This is a genomic window from Vibrio sp. CK2-1 (assembly GCF_021726515.1).
GTDB lineage: Bacteria > Pseudomonadota > Gammaproteobacteria > Enterobacterales > Vibrionaceae > Vibrio.
Window position 1 is genome coordinate 162,133 of the sequence record NZ_JAKKCJ010000004.1, and the last position, 22,743, is coordinate 184,875.

Here is a 22,743-nt window from a genome sequence, read left to right on the forward strand (position 1 = left end):
TAACATGATCGAAAGAGGTAAATATCAATCACTTACCATGATCAACTGGAACGGTTTCTTTGCACGTACTTTTGATATTGATGGGTTAGTGACCACGCTTTCTGGCGGTAACGGTGCGGGTAAGTCGACGACCATGGCGGCTTTCATCACGGCACTGATTCCAGACCAAAGCTTACTGCATTTCCGTAACACCACCGAGGCAGGTAGTTCGCAAGCCTCTCGTGATAAAGGTCTATTCGGTAAACTACAACCAGGTACTTGTTACTCTGTGCTTGATGTTGTTAATTCACGTCATCAGCGTTTGTTGTTTACTGTAAAACTGCAACAAGTGGCAGGCCGTGATAAGAAAGTAGATATCAAACCAATTCTTATCCAAGGTCTACCAAGCAATGTCAAACCGACCGATGTGTTAATTGAGAGCCTAGAAAATGGCCAAGCTCGCGTTCGTACTTATAACGAACTAAAAGACAAAGTGGCGGAATATGAAGGTGTGCAAATTAAAGCCTTTTCGTCCGTTGCCGATTACCACAGCGTGATGTTTGAAATGGGCGTATTGCCTAAGAAACTACGCAACACCGGCGACCGTTCTAAGTTTTATCGCTTAATCGAAGCGTCTTTGTATGGCGGTATCTCAAGTGCGATCACTCGTTCATTACGTGACTACCTATTGCCACAAAATGGCGGAGTGAAGAAAGCCTTCCAAGATATGGAATCGGCGCTGCGTGAAAACCGCATGACGCTAGAAGCCATCAAAACCACTCAAGCCGATCGTGACTTGTTCAAGCATTTAATTACTGAATCGACCAACTACGTGGCAGCAGACTACATGCGCCACGCCAATGACCGTCGCATTAAGCTAGATCAAGCGTTAGCACTGCGCAGCGAATTGAATCAATCGAGCAGTACTCTAACTTCGCAAATGCAATTGATGACGCAAGTACAAGCGGAGCTTGAGCAATTAGTCGATCAAGAGTCTGGTTTAGAGCAAGATCATCAAGCCGCTGCCGACCATTTGCAATTGGTGCAAACCGCGATTCGTCAGCAAGAAAAAATTGAACGCTACCAAGAAGATTTGGAAGAGCTAAGTGAACGCTTAGAAGAACAAATCATGGTAGTGGAAGAAGCGGCAGAGCAAGTTGCCATTGCCGAAGAACAAGCTGAAGTTTCTGAACAAGAAGTGGATAGCTTGAAATCGCAACTCGCCGATTACCAACAAGCATTAGATGTACAGCAAACTCGCGCATTGCAATATCAACAAGCCGTGCAAGCGTTAGAAAAAGCGCAACAGTTGACCGATAACGACCACCTAACCGCAGAGAATGCTCAGGCTCAATTGTCTGAATTGAAGCAACAAGAGTCAGACAATACTTCTGCGCTATTATCGCTAAAACACAAGCTAGACATGTCATCTGCCGCAGCAGAGCAGTTTGAGCAAGCGTTAGCATTAGTGAAAAGCATTGTCGGTGATGTGGCTCGTACCGAAGCATTGTCACATGCAAAAGAGGCGGTACAGAAATCTCAACAAGCTCAGCAATGGCTACAGAATGAATCACAATGGCGCGCACAACAGCGTGACCTAGAGCGTAGTCTAAATGAGCAGCGTCAAGCCTCTGAACTAGTAGAACAATACCAATCTCAACACCAAGTTCGTCTTGATGATGAAATGGTATTAGAGCAAGAACGTGAGCGTCACCTAGAGCAACTTGATGTACTCGCCGGTGAACAAGAAGAACTGCGCGATCTACGTGGTGATTTACGTCGTTCTCAACAAGATGCTGAAGCGCAAATTCAAGCTCTGCAAAAGCAAGCCCCAGCCTGGATTGCTGCCAGTGAAGCACTAGAAAAACTGCAATCACAAACCGAAGCCGAGCTAACCGATGGCCACGCGGTGATGGCACAAATGCAGCAAGTGCTTGAGCAAGATAAACAGCAATCCATGGCCAAAGAGCGTTTGTCGGCTCGTCGTGATGAATTAGATAGCGATATTGAGCGTCTAGCGTCACCATCCGGCTCAAATGACCCTCGTCTAAAAGGTTTAGCGGATAGCCTAGGCGGCGTGTTGTTGTCCGAAATTTACGATGACATCACCATTGAAGATGCACCATATTTCAGTGCGATGTACGGTCCATCTCGTCATGCGATTGTTGTATCTGACCTTGATGGCATTAAAGAAAAGCTGGTGGATTTAGATGATTGCCCAGAAGATCTTTACATCATTGAAGGCGATGTGGATGCGTTTGATGACAGTACTTTCAACGCCGACGAACTAGATGGCGCAGTTTGCGTTCAGCTAAACGACCGTCAGCTACGTTATTCTCGTCTACCTTCAATTCCACTATTTGGTCGTGCCGCGCGAGAGCAACGTTTAGAGTTGTTACGTGCTGAGCGTGAACAAGTGGCAGAAGAGTATGCCAAATCGGCATTTGATTCACAGAAGCTACAACGCCTATACCAAAGCTATAACGAATTCGTTTCTAAACACATTCATATTGCGTTTAACGATGACCCAGAGCAGCAACTGGCGGAAGTACGTGATGGTCTAAATCAAGTGGTTCGTCAATTGGCGTCACTGGATGAAAAAGATCAGCAGCAACGCAGTCAAATGCAAACGGCCAAGCAAGCACTAGCTCAGCTAGATAAACTTGCTAACGTGATGCATCTCATTGAAGATGAAAGCCTAGCCGAACGTTTGGAAGAAATTAACGATAAGCTTGAGCAACTATCTCAATACAAATCGTTTGCTCAACAACATGGTAAAGCAGCCGAGAAGTTGTCGAACATGCTGTCTGCCCTAGAAGCGGACCCTGAGCAATTTGATGCGCTGCAAGCACAATATCAGCAAGCCGATCAAAACCTACAAACGTTGAAAACTCAACTGTTTGCTTTGGCGGATTTACATGAGCGTCGTCATTACTTTGCTTACTCAGATTCGGTTTCTCTACTGGATCAAAGTAGCGAATTAAGCGAGCAGTTAAAACGCAAACTTGAGCAAGCAGAACAAGCGAAAGTACGTAGCCGTGAAGGCTTGAAACAAGCGCAAGGTCAGATGAATCAATACAACCAATTATTGGCTTCATTGAAATCGTCACATCAAGCTAAATTGGAAACCGTACAAGAGTTCAAACAAGAGCTGCAAGACTATGGCGTAACGCCAGATATCGGCGCAGTAGAGCGTGCAGAAACACGTAAAAACGAGTTGTATGAGCGTCTACATTTATCTCGTCAACGTAAGAGCGAATTTGAACGTACTCTTACCGCGACTGATATGGAAATGAAGACATTAACCAAGCGCGTTAAGAAAATCGAAAAAGAGTACAAAGACCTACGTAAGTTTGTGGTGAACGCCAAAGCAGGTTGGTGCTCAGTACTACGTTTAGCGCGTTTAAATGATGTTGAGCGTCGTTTGCATCGTCGTGAATTAGCGTACCTTTCTGATAACGAACTGCGTTCAATGTCGGATAAATCTCTCGGTGCCTTGCGCCTAGCGGTTGCCAACAATGAAACCCTACGTGATGCGCTACGCGGCTCAGAAGATAATGCTCGCCCAGAAGGCAAAGTATTGTTCTACATCGCGGTATATCAGCATCTACGTGAGCGTATTCGTCAGGATATTATTCACACTAGCGATCCTGTTGAAGCGATTGAAGAGATGGAAGTGGAGCTGGCTCGTCTAACCGAAGAGCTAACGCAACGTGAAAACCGTCTGGCGATTAGCTCAGGTTCAGTGGCCAATATCATCAAGAAGACAATTCAACGTGAGCAAAACCGCATTCGTATGCTTAACCAGGGCTTGTCGAACATTGCCTTTGGTCAAGTCCGTGGTGTGCGTTTAAATGTCGGTATTCGTGAAAGCCATGAAACGCTATTAGCCGGTTTGGCTGAGCAACAAGACCAACATCAAGACTTGTTCGATAACCCACGCTTAACCTTCTCAGAAGCGATGGCGAAACTGTTCCAACGTGTGAACCCACATATCGACATGGGTCAACGTTCACCGCAAATCTTAGGCGAAGAGTTACTGGACTACCGTAACTACTTAGAGCTGAGCATTGAAGTGAACCGTGGTTCAGAAGGTTGGCTACAAGCTGAATCTGGCGCGCTATCAACCGGTGAAGCGATTGGTACCGGTCAGTCAATTTTGCTGATGGTTATCCAAAGCTGGGAAGAAGAATCACGTCGCCTGCGCAGTAAAGATATTGTGCCGTGTCGTCTACTCTTCTTGGATGAAGCCGCACGTTTGGATACCAAATCCATCAATACCTTATTTGAGCTATGTGACCGCCTAGACATGCAATTATTGATTGCCGCACCGGAAAACATCAGCCCAGAAAAAGGCACCACCTACAAACTGGTACGTAAAGTGTTTAAAGATCACGAACACGTACACGTCGTTGGTTTACGTGGCTTTGGTAATGGTCCAAAAGATAAAACCGACCAAGCACAAGAGCTTGAAACGGTAGAGTAGGGGCAAGCCTTACTTTGAAATTAAAGCGCCTCACTTCTTTGGAGTGAGGCGTTTTTTGTGTTGACAGTGGGAGAGCCTAAGTTAGCTATGGATATTAAATGAGATAGATTTTTATCTCTAACGTATAAATATCGTAAAAAAGCTTCTATGTGTAACGTGAAGTGTGCTCTTGAATGCGTTTCGAGTACCGAGGTTTGTCATAAATCAACAATACCGTTTTCAAAAATATAAGATCTACCTTCGTTTGTTACTCTCAACATACTATTACCGCAAACGATTAATCCTTTTTTGCTCGCTTCCTGTATGTAATGGTCGAGCGATAAACGGTGCATATTACTGATATTGAAAAGGTTTGAAAGATATATTGTCGGCCCATTTGAGGTTTGATCGTAGGTCGTCGCTACTGCAGTCATAAACTTTTTTAAACCATCAGAAGTTCTTTGTGGGCGAGTTTCTTGAGCTGTTGAGAAACTGTTAGTTCCGATATCTGGTTTAACAAATAGTGGTGCGTCGAGGAGGGTTCTAAGCAAATCATCATATGAGTACTCAGCCTCTTCATCGATAGAGAAATCAATGTATAGTTTCGACGCCATAAATGTGGGGGTAGTTTTCTGTCCATGCTGTCGAATTATAGGTATGACCTTAGATTGATCTATTTTTGATAGCAGAGAGGAAGTCATAATCATTTTTTCATAACCGACACCGCCCTCGCCGCTGTCAGCCTTCTTTACATAATTTTCAGTACACACCATCAATATAAAGTCTGAGGAATCCAAGTGCGATTCCATAAAATGAGGGAGGTCACCACCTGGTTTAAGGTCCCACTGATCAAGGACAATATCAATTCCTCTTAAACGTAGAGTAGTGGCAAAATTAAGAACCCATTCCTTATGTTCAGCAGAATCATGAGAATATGATACAAAGACTCGTGGCGGATTATTTGCCATATGTAACTCCTTTTCAATCTGTAATATTTTATTAACGTAGATGTATATTTACGATATAAGATCAGTAAAATGCATATAATTTGCGGATTCTATTGTAAAGAAGCTATCAGCTTTTTTTCAAATACACCATCTGTGTTTTTTAAACCGATCTTTCAAGAGAAGGTTTGCGTAAGTAATTAATTTTAAATGGCCTTATATTTTCGTGATTGGGATAATGCGAATATGGAATGACATGAAAATTTTTAAAGCTATACATTCTTGAATGCGTTTGAATAAGGTTTTAGTGCCAGTCATTTATAGTGAATAGATAAAATCAGACTTAATAGATGTGAATTGTCAAGGTAACGTGCTTATAAGACTTCGGCTAGCTAACTTAGTTTTAGCAAGCTTTGGGTTATAACGTCATCCCGCACATGAGCCTAAGCGAAGAAGATGCGGGATCTCCTACAGCGCGTTGTAATTCAAATTGTGGTTGGAGATCCTGAACTGCGTTCGTGCCTCACTTTTCAGGATGACAGGCTGATATTGTTTTGCTTAGACACAAAAAAGCAGAGCCTCTAAAATGAGAAACTCTGCCACGGTAAAATTACTTATAAAATTCTAATCTTTACGCTTTAGAAGACAACACATTCAGCACTTTCAATGCGTGCTCGGCAAGTTCAATTCCTTCGCTTGTTAGGTAGCCACCGTCCGGTAGGGTACATAGATTTTTATCAAACAAACTCTTTGCCGCTTGTTGCAGTTCTGGTGCCGCGTCGTTATGTACTTTGATGCCTGTTTGTAGGCTAGTTGGATCGAATTGAAGTAGTAGGTTGAGTTCAGCAATATGGTCTGCAGTAAATTTCATCGTGATTCCTTACCTTTAAAATAATCTTAGAAACACAATAGGTTGCATTTGTCAGATCTGACAAGCAATAAACTGCAGTTTTGATGCCTTGTTCACTATTAGTATCGATAACTGCTGATAAATACAGCAAAAAAAGCGATTAATTTTTTAAACATAAATTTGTCGTGAATTTTTGGTTACTAAATTGTCAGTTGAGCAATGACAAATTTTGAAAATCAGGTAAAGTAGCGGGCAAAATATTTCTGCTGAATAGCTGGAAAAATCCTGAGTATAAATAGTCGTAATAGGAAAACACATGATCCAAGTAGTCGGTCACAAAAACCCAGATAGTGATAGCATTTGTAGTGCATTGGTTGCCACTGAGCTTTTAAAAGCCCGTGGTCTTGAAGCGAAACCAGTTCGTCAAGGCGAATTAAACCGTGAAACTCAATACATTCTTGAGCAAGCGGGTCTTGAGCAACCTGAAATGTGTACCGGTGTTGCAGGCGAAAAAGTTTGGTTAGTGGATTACACTGATGTTTCTCAAGCACCTGACGATATTGCTGAAGCAGAAATCGTTGGTATCGTCGATCACCACCGTCTAGGCGATGTGATGACAGTAAACCCACTGGAAGCTTGGATCTGGCCTGTTGGCTGTACTTGTACGATTTTGTTCAACCTATTCAAAATGGAAGAAACAAAAATCGAGAAGCCTTATGCGATTCTTATGATGTCTGCGATTTTATCTGACACCGTAGGCTTTGCTTCTCCAACTTGTACGCCAAAAGATGAAGCGGCAGTGAAAGAGCTAGCGGAAATCGCGGGTATCGACAACCTAGACGAATTCATCAAGAACTTGCTAATTGCTAAAACCGACATCGAAGGTCTAAGTGCAGCAGAGCTTGTTGAGAAAGATTTAAAAGCATACCCATTCAATGGTCGTGACGTGGTAGTAGGCCAAGTAGAGCTTGCGACAATGGAACAAATTGACGGTATGATTGATGACTTGAACGCCGACCTTGAGCGTCGTTGTCAAGAAGACGGTCTAGCATTTGCTGCGCTTATGCTGACTGACATCACGACTAGCACGACTGAGCTACTATTCAAAGGTGAGTGGTCTGCTAAGCTTGAGAAACACGTTAAAGACGGTTCTCTAACCATGGAAAACACCTTAAGCCGTAAGAAGCAAGGTTGGCCTTGGTTGCAAGCTGAACTGGCTAAGTAATCTACTTACTAGTGATGTTCGATAAAGATTAATTAAGAGGCGGGTTTAAACTCGCCTTTTTTACATTAGGAGAAAATTATGTCTCAAGTATTAGATGCCGCGGCGATCGAAGCGATTAATGCCTACGATAGCGAAAAGCGTTTTACTTACTGCATTAAAGAAGTGGTTGCCAACCGTCAAATCTGGATATTGGTTGATGAAGATGGTTGCGTGATGCTCAACACCGAAGATGAAGATTGCGTACCAGTCTGGCCAAATGAAGAATTTGCTCAAGCATGGGCGAATGGTGATTGGGAAGACTGTAAGCCAGAAGCTATTTCAATCAATAAGTGGCACAGTCGTTGGACTACGGGTTTAGAAGATGACGAATTATCGGTAGTCGTGTTCCCAAATGCAGACCAAGAGGGCGTGATTGTCTTCCCTGATGAGTTTGATTTTGAATTGAAGAAACAAGCTCAGAAACGTTAAAAGCTCGTTGCAAAAAATTGTTTATCGAAAGGTGGCGTATGCTGCCTTTTTTGTATCTAGTCACAGATTGAATAACGCAAAGCGAATAACGCACAAATCATTGATCTAGTTCTATATTAAGAACGCATAGCCGATAGATGATGGATAGACCTTACCAATAGAGTAAAGACTATGCGTTTAAATCTTCGCTATTTATTACCAATTATGATCCCTTTGATCATCTTATTCCTACCACTTTCCGCTTTCCCTTTTGAAGGTATGACCATTATTCAGCAACGCGTCGCGGCGATATTTTTATTTGCGGCACTGAGTTGGATATTAGAACCAATTCCAATCTACGCCACCTCGGTTGCGATTATCTGTTTTGAATTATTGCTGATTTCCGATAAAGCCATTGTGTGGTTTACCGGTCAGCAAGCGGCGGATAATTACGGCGTTATATTGAATCACACCGATATTATGGCGACCTTTGCCAATCCCATTATTATGCTGTTTTTGGGTGGATTCTTTCTGGCGATTGCGGCAACCAAATACCGTTTAGACATCAACCTTGCTAGAGTGCTTTTGAAGCCTTTTGGTGACCAGCCTCGCTTTATGATTCTAGGCTTAATGTTGATTACCGCAATGTTCTCGATGTTTATGTCCAATACCGCGACTACCGCCATGATGCTGTCGATTCTAGCTCCAGTAATGGTGTTACTGAAACCCGATGATCCGAGCCGTACCGCGTTTGCCTTGTGTATTCCGCTTGCGGCAAATATTGGTGGGATAGGGACGCCAATCGGCACGCCTCCCAATGCGATTGCGTTGAAGTATTTGCAATCAACGACCACCATTTCTTTTGGTGAATGGATGGCATTTGCGGTGCCGTTTGTGGTTGTGTTAATGGCCATTGCCTGGATGTTGATTTTGGTGCTATTTCCAGCCAAACAACGCAGCATCACGTTGGATATAAAGGGCAAGTTCCTCAAAACACCCCAAGCAATTATCGTGTATGTCACCTTTATTTTGACGATAGTGCTATGGCTGATGGGCAGTAGTCACGGCATGAATTCTTATACGGTTGCTATGATCCCAGTAACGGTATTTTTAGTGACCGGCATTATCACCAAAGAAGACTTAAAGAAGATTTCGTGGGATGTGCTGTGGTTAGTTTCTGGCGGTATCGCGCTTGGTCTTGCGTTAGATAAAAGTGGCTTAGCCGCATTGGTGGTGTATAGCATTCCGTTTGGTGAATTCTCACCTTATGTCGTGCTAGGTGGCGCAGCATTGTTGAGTTTATTGATGGCGAACTTCATGTCGAATACCGCCACTGCCAACTTGCTTATGCCAATTATGGCGGCGTTAGGTGCCACGATGGCGAGTTTAGATGTGCTCGGTGGTCAAGCTATGTTGATATTAGTGGTAACTTTTGCCGCTTCGCTTGGTATGGCGTTACCTATTAGTACGCCACCCAATGCGCTGGCTCATGCCACGGGACACATTAAAACTCAGCACATGGCCAAGGTTGGGGTGATTATCGGTTTGATAGGTGTGGCGTTGAGTTTTGTATTAGTCGCGGTTTTAAATTTAATTTATTAGTGAGATGAAAATGGACAGATTTACAATTATTTGTGTCGATGATCAGCCGGAAATGCTATTTCAATTAGCGCATGACTTAGCTGAGTTTTCTGATTGGGTGAAAATCAAAATTTGCTCAGATGCCCAAAGTGCGCAAGAGAGTTTAGAAAAACTGGATCAAGATGGTCGCTATGCTTGCGTGGTGTTATCGGATCAAAATATGCCGGGGCAGAATGGTGTCGATTGGCTGCAAAGTCTCGCCAAAGACCGACGTTTTCGCCATACCAAAAAAGTAATGTTATCTCAGCGTCCTACGCAACAAGTGTTTATTGATGCGATTAATCTAGCGCAAGTGGATAGGTTCTTTATCAAACCTTGGGATCAAGAAGAATTAGTTCATGAAGTGCGAGTTTTACTCACAGAATATGTTTTTGATAAAGGCATTGATTATGCGCATTTACAACAACACCTCGACCAACCGACTTTGCTGAAACGTCTACGCGGGTAATCTTTCAAATGTGGGTAGTTTCCCTCTTGTTTAATTATTCAAACAAGAGGGAAGCTTTAGTTATCTCAAATGAGTTATTTCAAGTGGCTTATTTTAAATGGCTAGGCGTCTTATGGAAGTGGTTTTCAATCAACTTCTGACTAATGATATGTTGGGGATGAGCAATCACTTGTTGCGTGTCACCCGATTCTACTACTTCACCTTCGTGCATCACCATTAATTTGTCGGTGATGTGCTTAACCACACCAATATGTTGAGAAACATACACAAACGACACGCCCATTTCTTCTTGTAACTCTAAGAACAGGTTAATGATCTGTGAGCGCATCGCCATATCAAGCCCGTTAAGCGCCTCATCTGCGACAATTACCGAAGGTTGAAGCACCAAGGCTCTTGCAAGACAAACACGCTGCTTTTGGCCTGTGGCGAGCATTTGCGGGTAGAAGTAAGCATGCTCTGGTAATAAGCCTACTCGGATCAGCGTTTCTTTCACACGATGAGTTCGCGCTTCTGGTGACATTTGGGTATTACGCTTGAGTGGCTCTTCCAAGATACGACCAATTTGAATGCGAGGATTCAACGAGGTGTTGGGGTCTTGGAATATCATTCGAATCAACTTACAGCGGGTAGAGTAGTCTTTATCAAACATCTGCTCGCCATTGACGAAGATTTTGCCGTGGCTCGGTTCGGTAACGCCAGCGAGCATTTTCGCCAGTGTCGATTTGCCTGAGCCATTTTGCCCGATAATGCCTAAAGTCTGTCCCGGCTCTAGGGTAAATGAAATTGGCTTAACCGCTTGATGAACACGCTTACGAAAAAAGCCAGAACGCGTGACAAAGTTTTTCGATAAATCGATGACTTCTAATAACGCACTCATACGTGTTTCTCCGTTTTCGCTTTCTTCTCTAGCGTTGAGCGTTTTTCCATATTAAGCGGGAAATGACAGCTGAACTTGTGGTTCTTAATTTTCTTTCTTACCGGTACATGAACACATTTAGTTTGCGCGTAAGGACAACGAGGCCCAAGACGGCAACCAATCGGTAAATGCTGCAACGGTGGAATAGAACCCGGTAGAGAAGGCAAGCGACTCTTATGAGGGATCCATTCATTAAAATCTGGCATCGCATGCAATAGCGCTACGGTGTAAGGGTGCTTCGGTTCAGTTAGAATATGTTTGGTATTGGCCGATTCAACAGATTGACCACAGTACATCACCGTAATACGAGTTGCCCATTGAGTGATGGTGGTGAGGTCGTGTCCAATCAACATGATCGTGGTGTTATTGACCTGATTTAAACGGCTCAACAATCTCAATATTTGTGACTGGGTAATCGGGTCAAGATCATTGGTCGGCTCATCGGCGATAAGTAGCTTAGGCTTGGAAGCAATCGCCATCGCAATCATGATTTTCTGACATTGACCATCGGTTAACTCATATGGATAACAGCCCATGATTTGGCGGTGATCTTTAATCCCTACCTTATGAAGTAGTGCTTTGGCTAACTTGTGTCGCCAGTGCCAGCGTTGCCACCATTTACCTTCAAATGATGAGGAAGGAATCGACTCACGCAGCTGGTGGCCAATTTGCTCTGATGGATCGAGGCAACTACTCGGCTCTTGGAAGATTACCGCAATATCACGAGCAATTACTCGGCGACGCTCTTTCGGTGTGAGTTGTAGAAGGTCGATACTACCAAGGCGCATTCGGTCGGCTGAAATTTTCCAAGTATCTTTGGTTAGCCCAACAATGGCTTTGGCGACTAGGCTTTTACCTGAGCCTGATTCACCTACTAAACCGCGGATCTCGCCTTCATTTAACGTCAGGCTCATACGCTCAACGGCTTTTACGGTGCCGTGTGGCGTTTCGATTTCAATGGTTAAATTGCGAATGTCGAGTAATGGCATTATTCGGTCCCCGCACTAAGTGAATGACGAACGCCTTCACCAACTAAATTGATAATGATGACCGAGAACATAATAAATAGACCGGGTAGTGTCACTGTCCATGGCGCGAGGTAAATCAAATTCACAGAATCACCGAGCATGGTTCCCCATTCTGGAGTAGGGGCTTGAGCGCCCAGTTCTAAAAAGCCTAGTGCACTAATATCTAGAATCGCCATTGAGGCTGCAAGCGTCATTTCAGCGGCAATCACGGTTGATAAGTTCGGTAAGATAGAGTTCCACAATAAGTGAAAGTTATTCGCACCATCTAAGCGAGCGGCAATGTTGTAGTCTTTTTCCATCTCTGCATTTACCGCAATGTAGACCGAGCGAATAAAGCGGGGGATCAGCGCCAAACAAATCGCCAAGAGAATATTAAACTCGCCAGTACCAAGAAATGCCACAAAGATAATCGCCAGCAAGATCGATGGGATAGACATTACGGTATCAAGTAGGTGGTTCAAGGTACTAGATAACAAACCTTTGGTCATGCCAGCAAAAATACCGATAGTACAACCGATAACAGTGGCGATAAGCATAATCAATAGGCCAGAACCAAAGGTCAATTGCGTACCAATAATCAGGCGGGAAAGAATATCGCGGCCAATATCATCGGTGCCTAAAAAGTATTCAACACTACCTTCTGGGTTCCAAGATGGTGGCTGTAAACGGTGTACGCTTTGCATCAAAGGATCATGCGGTGCTAACCACTGAGCACCAATAGTGACTAGCAATAAAATAGCGAAGCACCATAAGCCAAACATCGCCAGACTGTTTGCTCGGTAGCTGCGCCAAAAGCGTTCAAATTGACCGGGAATACGGTCTTCTTGATAGATGTTATTTGACAGCATACCACTGCTTCCTTACCAAAGGGTTAACCATTGCGCCAATCAGATCAGACAGAATGTTGACGAGTAAAACGAAGGTCGCGACGGTAATAACGCCTGCTTGAATTGAAACATAATCTTTATCGGCCAAAGCATCGAGTAACCAACGACCAATTCCCGGCCAGTTAAAGATGGATTCGGTAATAATCGCATAGGTCAGCATGGTAGAAAGCTGCACGCCAACTTTAGGAATAATCGGCGGAATGGCATTTCGCAATACATGCTGGAAGATAATTTCATAAGTCGATAGACCACGGATACGTGCCGCACGAATGTAGTTTTGCTTACGCACTTCAGCCACCGATGAACGCATTAAACGAATCACTTCGGTTGTTGGCGCTAACGCTAATACCATACATGGCAGAAGTAGGTGCATCATTACGCTATGAATTAACTCTAGGCGATTGGCTTCATCTGTTATGAAAGCATCAATCGTGGCAAAGCCGGTGATATAAGGCACTTCGAGTAATAAATCATGTCGTCCTGAAACTGGCGTGTAACCTAGGTTCAAAGAAAAGAACATGATCATCATTAATGCAATCCAGAAAATTGGAATGGAGTATCCGACCATTGAGGTAAATGAGATAAAGGTATCGACTAATTTACCCTGACGCATGCCAGCAATTGTGCCAATCGGAATCCCAATGATTAACGAGACGATCATGGCAAAAAAGCACAATTCTAAAGTGGCAGGGAACACCAATTTGATTTCGTCAATAATTGGGTCGCCGTGCAAATTAACGCCAAGGTTGAGTTGGCTCAATTGGCCTAAGTAAGTGAACCAACCTTGAAAGAAATCTTGAATGGCCCATGGCGAAAGAGGGTCTAGACGTAAAATGCTATAGCCAATGAGCGTTAAAATTAACAAGGTAATGATGAATAAGTTTATGCGGCGCAGGGTGTAAACCAGCATTATTTTTCCCTTACAACGTGTTCAAAGCTACCCGAATTAAAAGGGTTTAATGCAAAGCCACTTAATGAGCTGTGATGTACTTGATATTGTACGCCATGAGCGATTGGAATTATCGGTAATTCTTGAGTGAGCATAGTTTGCGCTTGATGATATAAGTTTAACCGGTGACGAGTTTGCTCGCTTTCACGTGCTAACGTCAATAAAAAATCAAAATCAGCGTCACACCACATTGAAATATTTAAGCTAGCTCGTTGCGCCTCGCAAGATAATTGAGGTCTCAATAAGCTATCTGGTTCGCCAGTATTGGCTGCCCAACCAGTAAGAACTAAATCAGTATTCGGTTGCTGAGTGAGTTTATCTCGTCGACCAAACTTTTCGGTTAAGATCGAAAGTGTTACTCCAATATCAGCAAAATTGGCCTGAAGTAGCTCCGCGGTTTTGTGTGGATTTGGGTTATAAGATTGTGCTGCCAGTGGAACCCACATGGTGAGCGTTAATCCATCCTCAAAACCAGCTTGTTTCAATAAGGCTTTTGCGTATTGGCGATCATAACGAATTTGAACGCTGTTGTCTTGATATGCCCATGAATCTGCGGGTAATAATGAGGTAGCGATGTAACCTTGGCCAAAATAGACCGCATCAATGATGTTTTTTCGGTTAATCGCAAAACTTAATGCTTGGCGCACGCGAACATCATCAAGTGCAAAGTGTTGAGTGTTAAGCGAAAGAAATGCCACATTCATTGCTTTACTGATGTTTGAATGAATATCGGTGTTGTCATTGATAAGAACAAGTTGACTGGAAATAGGGTCCGTCATCACATCACATTCTTGAGTTAATAATTTAGCGAGTGAGCCGGTTCCTCGATTGCCAAAATCAAACACCACTTGCTGCATATTGGCTGGGTGATGCCAGTAGTTAGCGTGTTTGGTTAAGCGAATCAATTCATTATGTTGAGACTTTTCTAATTGAAATGGGCCAGTCCCAATTGGCAGTTCATCAAATTGAGACTTCTCATCGTTGGCGGCAAGTTGGTGAGCATATTCCAAAGAGTGAATCGCAGCAAAGACGGTCGAGATGTTATCGAGAAAAGTATTGTCAGGATGAGAAAGAGTAAATTGAACGTGTTGTGCATCAATTGCCTTAACATCTTTCACTAGGCGAGAAAAACCGATGCTCTGAAACTAGGGGTAGTGGCCACCGTTGACATAATGATAAGGATTCGATGAATCAATAATACGCTTAAAACTAAACACAACATCGTCAGCATTCATTGGACGTGAAGGCTGAAACCAAGAGGTTTGATGAAATTGAACATTAGGTCGCAAGGTAAAGGTGTATTGAGTTTTGTCCTCATTCACTTGCCATTGGGTTGCCAGATTGGGCTTAGGTTTAAAATCAATTGGATCGAGCGTGAGTAGGGAGTCGAACAGTTGAGGGCCAATCGATTTTATATTATCGCCACCATCAGAAAGCTGCGGGTTCAAAAATTGCGGGTGAGTAGTGCCACAATAAACAAAACCATTCATCCGAACTTGTTGGCTTTTTTCGGCATCATTACACCCTGCGAGCATTAAAGCCGCAAATAGTGACGGTAATAAATAGCGTAATGACTTCGGCATTGAATTCTTCCCTAAATTCTAAACGAGCAATGTTGGCTAATCTTGTTGATCTTTTCCTATCATGTCGTATTTCCTGAGCATTCCCCTAAATTGATGGTAGCTCAAGCCTAAAAGTTTAGCCGCATTTCTTTGATGATACTTAGACTGCTTTAAGCTCTGTTTCAATAGTTGAATATCTTGATCTTGTTGCCATTGTTTGTAGTCTAGCGGTAGCGTTAAAGTGTTTTCTGAGTGAGCTACTGGTACTGTGTTTGAGGGAAGCGTGGTGACGGTGTCACTTTCTGTTTCACTTGATGAGGTAATTGGTGAAGCGGTAGATGAAACTTCTGGATTTGAATCAACGGCGGGAGATTGAAAAGGATTAAACTCAATCTCATCGATTTTACCTTCTTGAGTACCATGACGATACACCGCACGTTCAACGACATTCTTTAGTTCTCGCACATTACCCGGCCAGGCATAAGTACACAGTTCATTTAAGGCTCTAGTACTAAAACCAGTAAATAATGGCAGGCTGAGTTCTTGGCACATTTGAATTGCGTAGTGCTCAGCTAGTAGCGGAATGTCTTCTAGGCGCTGTCTTAGTGGCGGAAGGTGAATGACATCAAAGGCTAAGCGATCTAATAAATCGGCTCGGAATAAACCTTGTTGTGCCATTTGCGGTAAATCGGCGTTGGTTGCACATACTAGGCGAACATTGGCTTGCAAGGTTTTATAGCCGCCGACGCGTTCATATTCGCCATATTCAATCACTCTCAATAACTTTTCTTGCACCGAGAATGGCGCAGTCGCCAGTTCATCTAAAAACAAGGTGCCATTTTCTGCCCGTTCAAATCGTCCTTTGTGTTGACCTTTAGAGCCGGTAAAAGAGCCAGATTCATGACCAAATAATTCTGAATCAATTAAGCCTTCGCTGAGTGCCGAGCAGTTTAAGCTGATTAAAGGATGCTGCCAGCGCTTGGACAAATAATGCAATCGCTGAGCAATGAGTTCTTTGCCGGTTCCTCTCTCGCCAACAATCAGAATAGGGCGCTCAATCGCGGCAAGTTGCGATGTTTTATCTAGAGCTGCAAGAAAAGCTGCAGATTGTCCGATGATATTTTGTGCTTTCATGGGCGTCCTTTAACGATGTTGGCTTAATTTACCAATAATTAGCTAAAATAGTCACTTTGTGCAAGGTGTTTTCAGTGCTGTGAATTATTTTTATTGAATATCAGTAAGTTAAAAGTTGGCACGCTTCATGTATTAGTGTGGAGTAAGTATAGAATTTATTACACGACACATTAAGAAGGAATCGAACATGGGTATTTTTTCTCGTTTTGCCGACATCGTTAATTCAAATATCAGTTCTCTTTTAGATAAAGCGGAAGATCCTGAAAAAATGATCCGCCTTATCATTCAAGAAATGGAAGACACATTGGTAGAGGTAAGAACTCATTCTGCGAAAGCGTTAGCCGATAACAAAGAGCTGACTCGTCGCATTGAGTTTCTTGAAGAGCAAGTTGAAGATTGGAAAAACAAAGCGTCTTTAGCGATCCAAAAACAGCGTGAAGACTTGGCTCGTGGCGCGTTAATCGAAAAACAGAAAGCCGAAGAGCAGCTTAAAAACTTACGCAATGAAAAAACGCTACTTGCTGAGTCGATTGAAAAATTAGCGGGTGAAATCAGCAAGCTCGAAACTAAGATTGTTGAAACTCGTGCTAAGCAGAAATCCATTGTGATGCGTCGCCAAGCCGCCGGCCATCGTCGTGATATCAAAAAGCAATTGCACACCGGTAAAACAGAAGAAGCAATGTCTAAGTTTGAGCAATACGAACGTAAAATTGATGAACTAGAAGCCGAAGCGGATAGTTACGATTTAGGTGAAAAAGGCAAAGATCTGAATCAAGAGTTTGCTGAGTTGCAGGCAGATGATGAAATTGAACAAGAGCTAGAAAAGCTTAAGAAAAGTCTGCAAGATAAGTAATGTTCACTATTTTAATAATAATTAGGAGCCGTTCATGAGCAGTTTTTTCGTGGCACCGCTGATTGTATTTTTAATTTTTGTTGCACCGCTGTGGCTGCTACTTCATTACCGTAGTAAGCGTAAAGTGGCACACGGTTTGTCGAGCGATGAGCTTGAACAGCTAAAGTCGCTAGCTGAGCGAGCGGAAAGCGTGCAACAACGTGTAAAAACGTTAGAAAAAATCTTAGACGCTGAGGCGCCAAATTGGAGGCGTGATCATGGCTAAAGGAATGGATAGAGAAGCGTTATACCGCGAACCTAAGAATGGTAAGTTAGCCGGTGTGTGTGCCGGGCTAGGTCGTTACTTTGGTATGGAAGCTTGGTGGGTACGGATTATCGTGATATCGGCCTTTTTACTCGGTGGTGGGATTTTAGTGCTGTTCGCTTACTTCGGCCTATGGTTGATGCTAGAAAAGCGCCCTGATAATTTAACCGCCGCGGATGAATTCGAGTTCGACCACACTATCAAGAGTAAGCCTTGGCAGACCGGGCAACTACCAGCGGAACTATTGGCCGAACTCGATAAAGAGTATGCGTTATTAGAAAATAAAATTCGTGATATGGAAGCCTATGTGACTTCTGATGCTTACAAGGTTAATAAAGAATTCAGCAAGTTATAACTATTTAGTTATGAGATTTATTGCACTTTAAATTGATCAATATTGAAATTATCACCTCTGATTCAGCTATGCTGTGTCAGAGGTTTTTTTTCGACTAACTAATTGGAAAGTTATATGACACAGCAAGTGGATACAACATGTGGTTGGGCAATCAAGCATGACAATGAGCGCGAATATCACGATCAAGAGTGGGGCGTACCAGTGTTTGATGATACTAAGCTCTTTGAATTTATTTGTTTAGAAGGCGCACAAGCGGGATTGAGCTGGCGAACCATTTTAAATAAACGTGCTGGATATACCGCGGCATTTGAAGGTTTTGATATTGAAAAGCTAAGCCAGTATGACGAAACACGTGTGTCATACATTATTGATAACTTTGATGTCGTTAAACATAAAGGAAAGATCGCCTCTGTGTACTCCAATGCTCGAGCGGCCAAAGTACTGCAAAAAGAATATGGCTCATTAAGTAACGCGCTGTGGCAGTTTGTCGATGGTGAGTCGGTTCAAAATGGTTGGACAGATATGTCTCAAGTTCCTGCGGTGACGGAACAATCAAAAGCGATGAGTAAATTTTTAAAGAAAAACGGCTTTAAATTTATGGGTGAGACAATTTGCTACGCTTTCATGCAGGCGGTTGGAATGGTTAACGATCATGTTGTCGATTGCCCATGTTATAGCAAGTGCCAAAATCTGAAAAAATAAAACAATCATAGTAATTATGTTTTACCGATAACTATTTGTTATCAAAATATAAAAGTATGTTTTTTAGCTCGTTATTTAAACAATAAACTTAAATTTTGTGCGTTTGGGCTGAATTTACACAATTCCACTATAAAGTTGTGGATATTTGATTTTTCTGTTTGTATTCTGCAGTAAATGTTAAAGGGTTGTATTTGGCATGTTGCGATGGCTGTAGGAGCAGTTAAACGCCCATTTACCAAACAGATAAATAAAATTGAAATTGAAAATTAAATAGGAGAAACACATGGATGTTTCAGCAACTAAACGGAAATCAACAGTGCTGATCCCCGTTTTTATACCCGCTGTTATCGTTATTGCCTTATTGGTAATAGGAACGATATCAAACCCAGAGAAGGCTGGTGCCTTTTTCTCTGAGTTACTGTCTGATGTCACGACTAACTTTGGTTGGTTCTACATGTTGGCAGTGGCAATCTTTTTAGTCTTCATTGTGACGGTTGCTGTCAGTAAGTGGGGCGAAATAAAACTTGGCCCAGATCATGCCGAGCCTGAATATAGCTTTACTGAATGGTTTGCGATGCTTTTCTCTGCTGGTTACGGTATTGCCTTATTATTCTTTGGCGTAGCAGAACCGGTTCTACACTATGCCGCGCCACCAACCGCGGCACCAGAGACGATTGATGCAGCCCGTGAAGCGATGCAAATTGCCTTCTTCCACTGGGGTTTCCACATTTGGGCTATTTATGGCTTAGTGGGTTTAGCGCTAGCGTATTTTGCTTTCCGTCACGGTCTTCCTCTTTCTATGCGTTCAACCTTGTACCCACTGATCGGTGATAAAATCCACGGCCCAATTGGTCACACGGTGGATGTATTTGCGATCTTAGGTACCTTGTTTGGTATTGCAACGACGCTTGGTTTGTCGGTTACTCAGATCAACACAGGTTTACACTACCTATGGCCTGAGATTCCAATTAATAGCACCGTACAAATCATCGCTATCACAGTAATTACCTTATGTGCGTTGGTATCTGTATTGGCTGGTATGGATAAAGGGGTGAAAAACTTATCCCTATTGAATATCGCATTGGCTTTATTATTAATGCTATTCGTATTCGTAGCGGGTCCAACACTGTTTATCTTGAATACCTTTATGCAAAATACAGGTAGTTATTTAAGCAATATCGTTGAGCGTACTTTCAACCTGCAAGCTTATGTATCAAGCGATTGGATTGGTAACTGGACATTGTTCATCTTCGGTTGGACGATTGCATGGGCACCATTTGTTGGCTTGTTCATCGCGAAAATCAGCCGTGGCCGTACCATTCGTCAGTTCGTTGTGGGCGTAATGGTTGTACCGACGATCTTTACTTTCTTATGGTTCTCTGTGTTTGGCGATACTGCACTACACATGATCATGACAGATGGTTACCACCACATCATTCAAGAAGTACAAGATAATAACGCCATTGCTTTGTTCAAACTGTTTGAACGTCTGCCAATGACATCGATCATCTCGTTTATTACGGTTATCTTGATCATTACTTTCTTCGTAACTTCATCGGATTCAGGCTCATTAGTGATTGACTCATTGGCTTCTGGTGGCGCACAAGATACTCCAGCATGGCAACGTACTTTCTGGGTTGCAACCGAAGGGATTGTAGCGTCAGTTCTACTACTAGCGGGTGGTCTAGGAGCCTTACAAACCGCAAGTGTGGTGAGTGCCTTACCATTTGCCATCATCATGTTGATTGCAATGGTAGGTATGATCAAAGCACTACGCATTGAAGGGCACCATGAAGATAGCCAGCAGCAATATATGCAGACTCAACAATCAAACTCTAGCCCTGTCGGTAAAGGTTTGTGGAAAAAACGCCTAGCTAACTTGGTGGATTTCCCTGTTCGCGCTGATGTTGAGAAATTCATTAGTGTGACTGCTCTAAATAGCATGAAGCGTGTAGAGCAAGAGCTAGAAGAACAAGATTGGGAAGCGGAAGTTACCTTCGATGAAGAGTTATGCCGTGCGCACTTTGAAGTATTCAAAGAAGGCCAAGTTGAGTTCATCTATGAAATTCGTCTACGCGGTTACGACTTACCAGAGTTTGCTTATGATGAAGGTGAAGAGCCGGAAGATAAGTACTACTACCGTGCAGAAGTATTCTTACGCCGTGGTGGCCAAGCTTATGATGTGTATAACTACGAGCAACAAGATATCATTAACGACATCTTGAACCAGTTCGAACGTTACCTACACTTCATTCATATTTCACCAGGGATCCTACCTTGGAATATGGAAGAGCATGATGATGATGTGCCACCTGAGCAACCAGAGCCTGCTAAGTCATAATCTTTAAATAGCTAAAATTTTTAAATAAACAAATATCAAAGCCTTATCAATTCGTTGGTAAGGCTTTTTTGATCTTAGCTGTTATTAAATTGTTGGCTCATTTAGTGTTGTGTTTGACATGTGAGCCTGTTTGGCTCATTATTGCTATGGTTAACACCAAATGAGCGTTTTGGTGTTTCATCTTTTTCATCCGATGACGGAAAAAATATGACTCAAACAAAAACGATTGGTTATCTGCGAATGTCGCCCAAAGTAGAAGATATTGATAATCGCATTGATGTGATGACGAACGAAACACAAGCCACCTTGTACATAGAGCGAGGCGTTCGCGGTAATGTTGCTTTAGAGGATAGGCCAGAATTTCAAAAAGCTTATGCACAATTAAAAGCAGGCGATACTTTGCTTATCTGGTGGATGACGGATTTTGGCCTTGGCTTTAAATTGGCCTATGACGTGATAACCGAACTGTTGAATAAAGGTATTTGTGTAAGAACTTACCATCAAAACCTTATTTTTAAGCCGAACGATCAGCCAACCGAGGCGATGTTACGTTTAATAAAAGGCTACGAAGAAATTGAGACTTATCAACGCTTGATGGCGGCAGAGTTAGGTCGAAGAAAGCTCAAAGGTAATCCGAGCGAGTGGCAAGCCAAATTCAAAGGCCGCCGAGCGAACCATGAACTACATCAGAAGATTGCTCAGTTGCTTACCAGTGATAAAACCTTACAAGCGATTGCTGATGAAACTGGAGCCAGTATATCGACAGTAAAACGCGTTAAAGCCAAGCTCCAAAATAAAACCGCTCATTAATTGCTGGTAGAAAAAAGGAATAGATATGAAACCAAACAGAAAACCTAAACTTGCTACTGTTGTGAACACCTTTGAACTTTCAGCAAATATGCAGCGCGTGATTTTACAGGGTGAAGACTTTAAATCATTACAAGCCACTGACCTAGGTGGCTACATCAAATTAATGTTTCACCCTGAAGGCCATACGGATATTTCAAACCTTGGAGAAGGCGAACGTCCGGTTATGCGCACTTATACCATTAGCGAATTAGATCTTGATAGCGGCCAGATCGCAGTCGATTTTGTAAAACATGAAACAGATGAAAAGCATAAATCGGTGAGCAAAGATCAAGGTGGTTACGCGATTCATTGGGCGATGAATGCAAAAGTAGGTGATACGATCTCGATTGGTGGCCCAGGTAATAGCCAGTTAATTGATCTTACTGCTGAACAAGTATTTATGGTGGCAGATATGACCGCGATTCCCGCGATAACGGAAAAACTGAACAAGCTTGAGCAAAATGCGGTTGGTCATGTAGTCGTGCAATTAACTTCGCCGCAAGATAATCCAAATTGGAATCTACCAGCAGGCATGCAGCTACACACGGTTGTTGGTCATCAGCCAAGCCTATTAAGTGATGCGGTTACTCAGTTATCCATTGATAGCCAAGATATCGCGATTTGGTGTGCCTGTGAATTCACTGCAATGAAAGCGATTCGCACTCACTTTAATCAACATGACGCAATACAACGTGAAAAGAGTTACTTTAGTAGTTACTGGAAGCAAGGCGTGACGGAAGATGGTCACAAAGTAATTAAACGTGAAGATGCAGAGAGTTTGAGCTAAGTTTTCAGTGCTTTAAATTTGAATAGATCCTGTTTGTATAAAGTGCGTTAAGTTTAAAGACCTAACGCACTTTTTTT

Annotated in this window: 19 protein-coding genes and 1 pseudogene; 12 read left to right on the forward strand and 8 right to left on the reverse strand. The window is 42.8% G+C overall.

What is annotated here, in order from left to right:
- Positions 1 to 4 precede the first annotated feature (4 nt).
- Entirely contained in the window at positions 5 to 4,465 is a 4,461-nt protein-coding gene (gene mukB, locus L3V25_RS11825; protein ID WP_237295969.1) for a chromosome partition protein MukB, read from the forward strand.
- Between the two features lie 197 nt (positions 4,466 to 4,662).
- Here the strand turns inward: mukB and L3V25_RS11830 are convergent, their stop codons facing one another.
- Both L3V25_RS11830 and L3V25_RS11835 read right to left on the reverse strand, forming a co-directional pair.
- Positions 4,663 to 5,412, reverse strand: coding sequence for a toll/interleukin-1 receptor domain-containing protein (locus L3V25_RS11830; RefSeq protein WP_237295556.1), 750 nt, complete (start codon positions 5,410 to 5,412; stop codon positions 4,663 to 4,665).
- A 607-nt stretch (positions 5,413 to 6,019) separates the two neighbouring features.
- Positions 6,020 to 6,259: a TIGR02647 family protein gene (locus tag L3V25_RS11835; protein ID WP_237295557.1), complete on the reverse strand. Its 240-nt coding sequence runs from the start codon at positions 6,257 to 6,259 to the stop codon at positions 6,020 to 6,022.
- A 295-nt stretch (positions 6,260 to 6,554) separates the two neighbouring features.
- On the opposite strand from L3V25_RS11835, the gene L3V25_RS11840 reads away from it, so the two are divergent.
- The 4 genes from L3V25_RS11840 to L3V25_RS11855 all read left to right on the forward strand — a co-directional run bounded on the left by L3V25_RS11840 (position 6,555) and on the right by L3V25_RS11855 (position 9,999).
- The gene (locus L3V25_RS11840; protein ID WP_237295559.1) at positions 6,555 to 7,463 is read left to right on the forward strand and encodes a manganese-dependent inorganic pyrophosphatase; all 909 of its coding nucleotides are present in this window, start codon (positions 6,555 to 6,557) and stop codon (positions 7,461 to 7,463) included.
- A 78-nt stretch (positions 7,464 to 7,541) separates the two neighbouring features.
- Positions 7,542 to 7,931: a DUF2750 domain-containing protein gene (locus tag L3V25_RS11845; protein ID WP_237295561.1), complete on the forward strand. Its 390-nt coding sequence runs from the start codon at positions 7,542 to 7,544 to the stop codon at positions 7,929 to 7,931.
- A gap of 171 nt (positions 7,932 to 8,102) precedes the next feature.
- Positions 8,103 to 9,512, forward strand: coding sequence for an SLC13 family permease (locus L3V25_RS11850; RefSeq protein ID WP_237295562.1), 1,410 nt, complete (start codon positions 8,103 to 8,105; stop codon positions 9,510 to 9,512).
- A 10-nt stretch (positions 9,513 to 9,522) separates the two neighbouring features.
- Positions 9,523 to 9,999, forward strand: coding sequence for a response regulator (locus L3V25_RS11855; RefSeq protein WP_237295564.1), 477 nt, complete (start codon positions 9,523 to 9,525; stop codon positions 9,997 to 9,999).
- An 88-nt stretch (positions 10,000 to 10,087) separates the two neighbouring features.
- Here L3V25_RS11855 and L3V25_RS11860 read toward each other — a convergent pair whose 3' ends face one another.
- From L3V25_RS11860 to pspF, 6 genes and pseudogenes are all read right to left on the reverse strand, one after another.
- Entirely contained in the window at positions 10,088 to 10,876 is a 789-nt protein-coding gene (locus tag L3V25_RS11860; RefSeq protein ID WP_237295566.1) for an ATP-binding cassette domain-containing protein, read from the reverse strand.
- A complete protein-coding gene (locus tag L3V25_RS11865; protein WP_237295568.1) occupies positions 10,873 to 11,904 on the reverse strand; it encodes an oligopeptide/dipeptide ABC transporter ATP-binding protein in 1,032 nt (343 codons plus the stop codon). The genes L3V25_RS11860 and L3V25_RS11865 overlap by 4 nt, the downstream gene beginning before the upstream one ends.
- A complete protein-coding gene (locus L3V25_RS11870; RefSeq protein WP_237295569.1) occupies positions 11,904 to 12,791 on the reverse strand; it encodes an ABC transporter permease subunit in 888 nt (295 codons plus the stop codon). Before L3V25_RS11870 ends, L3V25_RS11865 begins: the two co-directional genes overlap by 1 nt.
- On the reverse strand, positions 12,778 to 13,740 hold the full coding sequence (locus L3V25_RS11875) for an ABC transporter permease subunit (RefSeq protein WP_237295571.1): 963 nt from the start codon (positions 13,738 to 13,740) through the stop codon (positions 12,778 to 12,780). The genes L3V25_RS11870 and L3V25_RS11875 overlap by 14 nt, the downstream gene beginning before the upstream one ends.
- A pseudogene (locus L3V25_RS11880) lies at positions 13,740 to 15,314 on the reverse strand (ABC transporter substrate-binding protein). The gene L3V25_RS11875 and the pseudogene L3V25_RS11880 overlap by 1 nt, the downstream one beginning before the upstream one ends.
- A gap of 84 nt (positions 15,315 to 15,398) precedes the next feature.
- Positions 15,399 to 16,475 (reverse strand): phage shock protein operon transcriptional activator, encoded by a 1,077-nt coding sequence (gene pspF, locus L3V25_RS11885; RefSeq protein ID WP_237295573.1) that lies wholly within the window; start codon positions 16,473 to 16,475, stop codon positions 15,399 to 15,401.
- 187 nt (positions 16,476 to 16,662) lie between these two features.
- Between pspF and pspA the strand changes: the two genes are divergently transcribed.
- From pspA to L3V25_RS11920, 7 genes are all read left to right on the forward strand, one after another.
- Entirely contained in the window at positions 16,663 to 17,328 is a 666-nt protein-coding gene (gene pspA / locus L3V25_RS11890; RefSeq protein ID WP_027696090.1) for a phage shock protein PspA, read from the forward strand.
- Positions 17,329 to 17,362: 34 nt separating this feature from the next.
- On the forward strand, positions 17,363 to 17,593 hold the full coding sequence (gene pspB / locus L3V25_RS11895; RefSeq protein ID WP_027696089.1) for an envelope stress response membrane protein PspB: 231 nt from the start codon (positions 17,363 to 17,365) through the stop codon (positions 17,591 to 17,593).
- A gap of 4 nt (positions 17,594 to 17,597) precedes the next feature.
- The gene (gene pspC / locus L3V25_RS11900) at positions 17,598 to 17,987 is read left to right on the forward strand and encodes an envelope stress response membrane protein PspC (RefSeq protein ID WP_237295970.1); all 390 of its coding nucleotides are present in this window, start codon (positions 17,598 to 17,600) and stop codon (positions 17,985 to 17,987) included.
- A gap of 114 nt (positions 17,988 to 18,101) precedes the next feature.
- The gene (locus L3V25_RS11905; protein WP_237295574.1) at positions 18,102 to 18,689 is read left to right on the forward strand and encodes a DNA-3-methyladenine glycosylase I; all 588 of its coding nucleotides are present in this window, start codon (positions 18,102 to 18,104) and stop codon (positions 18,687 to 18,689) included.
- Positions 18,690 to 18,972: 283 nt separating this feature from the next.
- Positions 18,973 to 21,030 carry a BCCT family transporter gene (locus tag L3V25_RS11910; RefSeq protein ID WP_237295576.1) on the forward strand — a complete coding sequence of 686 codons (2,058 nt, stop codon included), beginning with the start codon at positions 18,973 to 18,975 and terminating at the stop codon, positions 21,028 to 21,030.
- A 207-nt stretch (positions 21,031 to 21,237) separates the two neighbouring features.
- Positions 21,238 to 21,840 carry a recombinase family protein gene (locus L3V25_RS11915; protein ID WP_237295578.1) on the forward strand — a complete coding sequence of 201 codons (603 nt, stop codon included), beginning with the start codon at positions 21,238 to 21,240 and terminating at the stop codon, positions 21,838 to 21,840.
- Between the two features lie 25 nt (positions 21,841 to 21,865).
- On the forward strand, positions 21,866 to 22,666 hold the full coding sequence (locus L3V25_RS11920) for a siderophore-interacting protein (protein ID WP_237295579.1): 801 nt from the start codon (positions 21,866 to 21,868) through the stop codon (positions 22,664 to 22,666).
- Positions 22,667 to 22,743 lie beyond the last annotated feature (77 nt).

What these genes read in the sequence shown, in the direction of transcription:
- L3V25_RS11910 (WP_237295576.1), top strand. Translation starts at nt 18,973, where the DNA reads ATGGATGTTTCAGCAACTAAACGGAAATCAACAGTGCTGATCCCCGTT.
- L3V25_RS11870 (WP_237295569.1), bottom strand. Translation starts at nt 12,791, where the DNA reads ATGCTGTCAAATAACATCTATCAAGAAGACCGTATTCCCGGTCAATTT.
- pspB (WP_027696089.1), top strand. Translation starts at nt 17,363, where the DNA reads ATGAGCAGTTTTTTCGTGGCACCGCTGATTGTATTTTTAATTTTTGTT.
- L3V25_RS11915 (WP_237295578.1), top strand. Translation starts at nt 21,238, where the DNA reads ATGACTCAAACAAAAACGATTGGTTATCTGCGAATGTCGCCCAAAGTA.
- L3V25_RS11905 (WP_237295574.1), top strand. Translation starts at nt 18,102, where the DNA reads ATGACACAGCAAGTGGATACAACATGTGGTTGGGCAATCAAGCATGAC.
- L3V25_RS11855 (WP_237295564.1), top strand. Translation starts at nt 9,523, where the DNA reads ATGGACAGATTTACAATTATTTGTGTCGATGATCAGCCGGAAATGCTA.
- L3V25_RS11830 (WP_237295556.1), bottom strand. Translation starts at nt 5,412, where the DNA reads ATGGCAAATAATCCGCCACGAGTCTTTGTATCATATTCTCATGATTCT.
- L3V25_RS11920 (WP_237295579.1), top strand. Translation starts at nt 21,866, where the DNA reads ATGAAACCAAACAGAAAACCTAAACTTGCTACTGTTGTGAACACCTTT.
- L3V25_RS11860 (WP_237295566.1), bottom strand. Translation starts at nt 10,876, where the DNA reads ATGAGTGCGTTATTAGAAGTCATCGATTTATCGAAAAACTTTGTCACG.
- mukB (WP_237295969.1), top strand. Translation starts at nt 5, where the DNA reads ATGATCGAAAGAGGTAAATATCAATCACTTACCATGATCAACTGGAAC.
- L3V25_RS11835 (WP_237295557.1), bottom strand. Translation starts at nt 6,259, where the DNA reads ATGAAATTTACTGCAGACCATATTGCTGAACTCAACCTACTACTTCAA.
- L3V25_RS11865 (WP_237295568.1), bottom strand. Translation starts at nt 11,904, where the DNA reads ATGCCATTACTCGACATTCGCAATTTAACCATTGAAATCGAAACGCCA.
- L3V25_RS11845 (WP_237295561.1), top strand. Translation starts at nt 7,542, where the DNA reads ATGTCTCAAGTATTAGATGCCGCGGCGATCGAAGCGATTAATGCCTAC.
- L3V25_RS11875 (WP_237295571.1), bottom strand. Translation starts at nt 13,740, where the DNA reads ATGCTGGTTTACACCCTGCGCCGCATAAACTTATTCATCATTACCTTG.
- pspC (WP_237295970.1), top strand. Translation starts at nt 17,598, where the DNA reads ATGGATAGAGAAGCGTTATACCGCGAACCTAAGAATGGTAAGTTAGCC.
- L3V25_RS11850 (WP_237295562.1), top strand. Translation starts at nt 8,103, where the DNA reads ATGCGTTTAAATCTTCGCTATTTATTACCAATTATGATCCCTTTGATC.
- L3V25_RS11840 (WP_237295559.1), top strand. Translation starts at nt 6,555, where the DNA reads ATGATCCAAGTAGTCGGTCACAAAAACCCAGATAGTGATAGCATTTGT.
- pspF (WP_237295573.1), bottom strand. Translation starts at nt 16,475, where the DNA reads ATGAAAGCACAAAATATCATCGGACAATCTGCAGCTTTTCTTGCAGCT.
- pspA (WP_027696090.1), top strand. Translation starts at nt 16,663, where the DNA reads ATGGGTATTTTTTCTCGTTTTGCCGACATCGTTAATTCAAATATCAGT.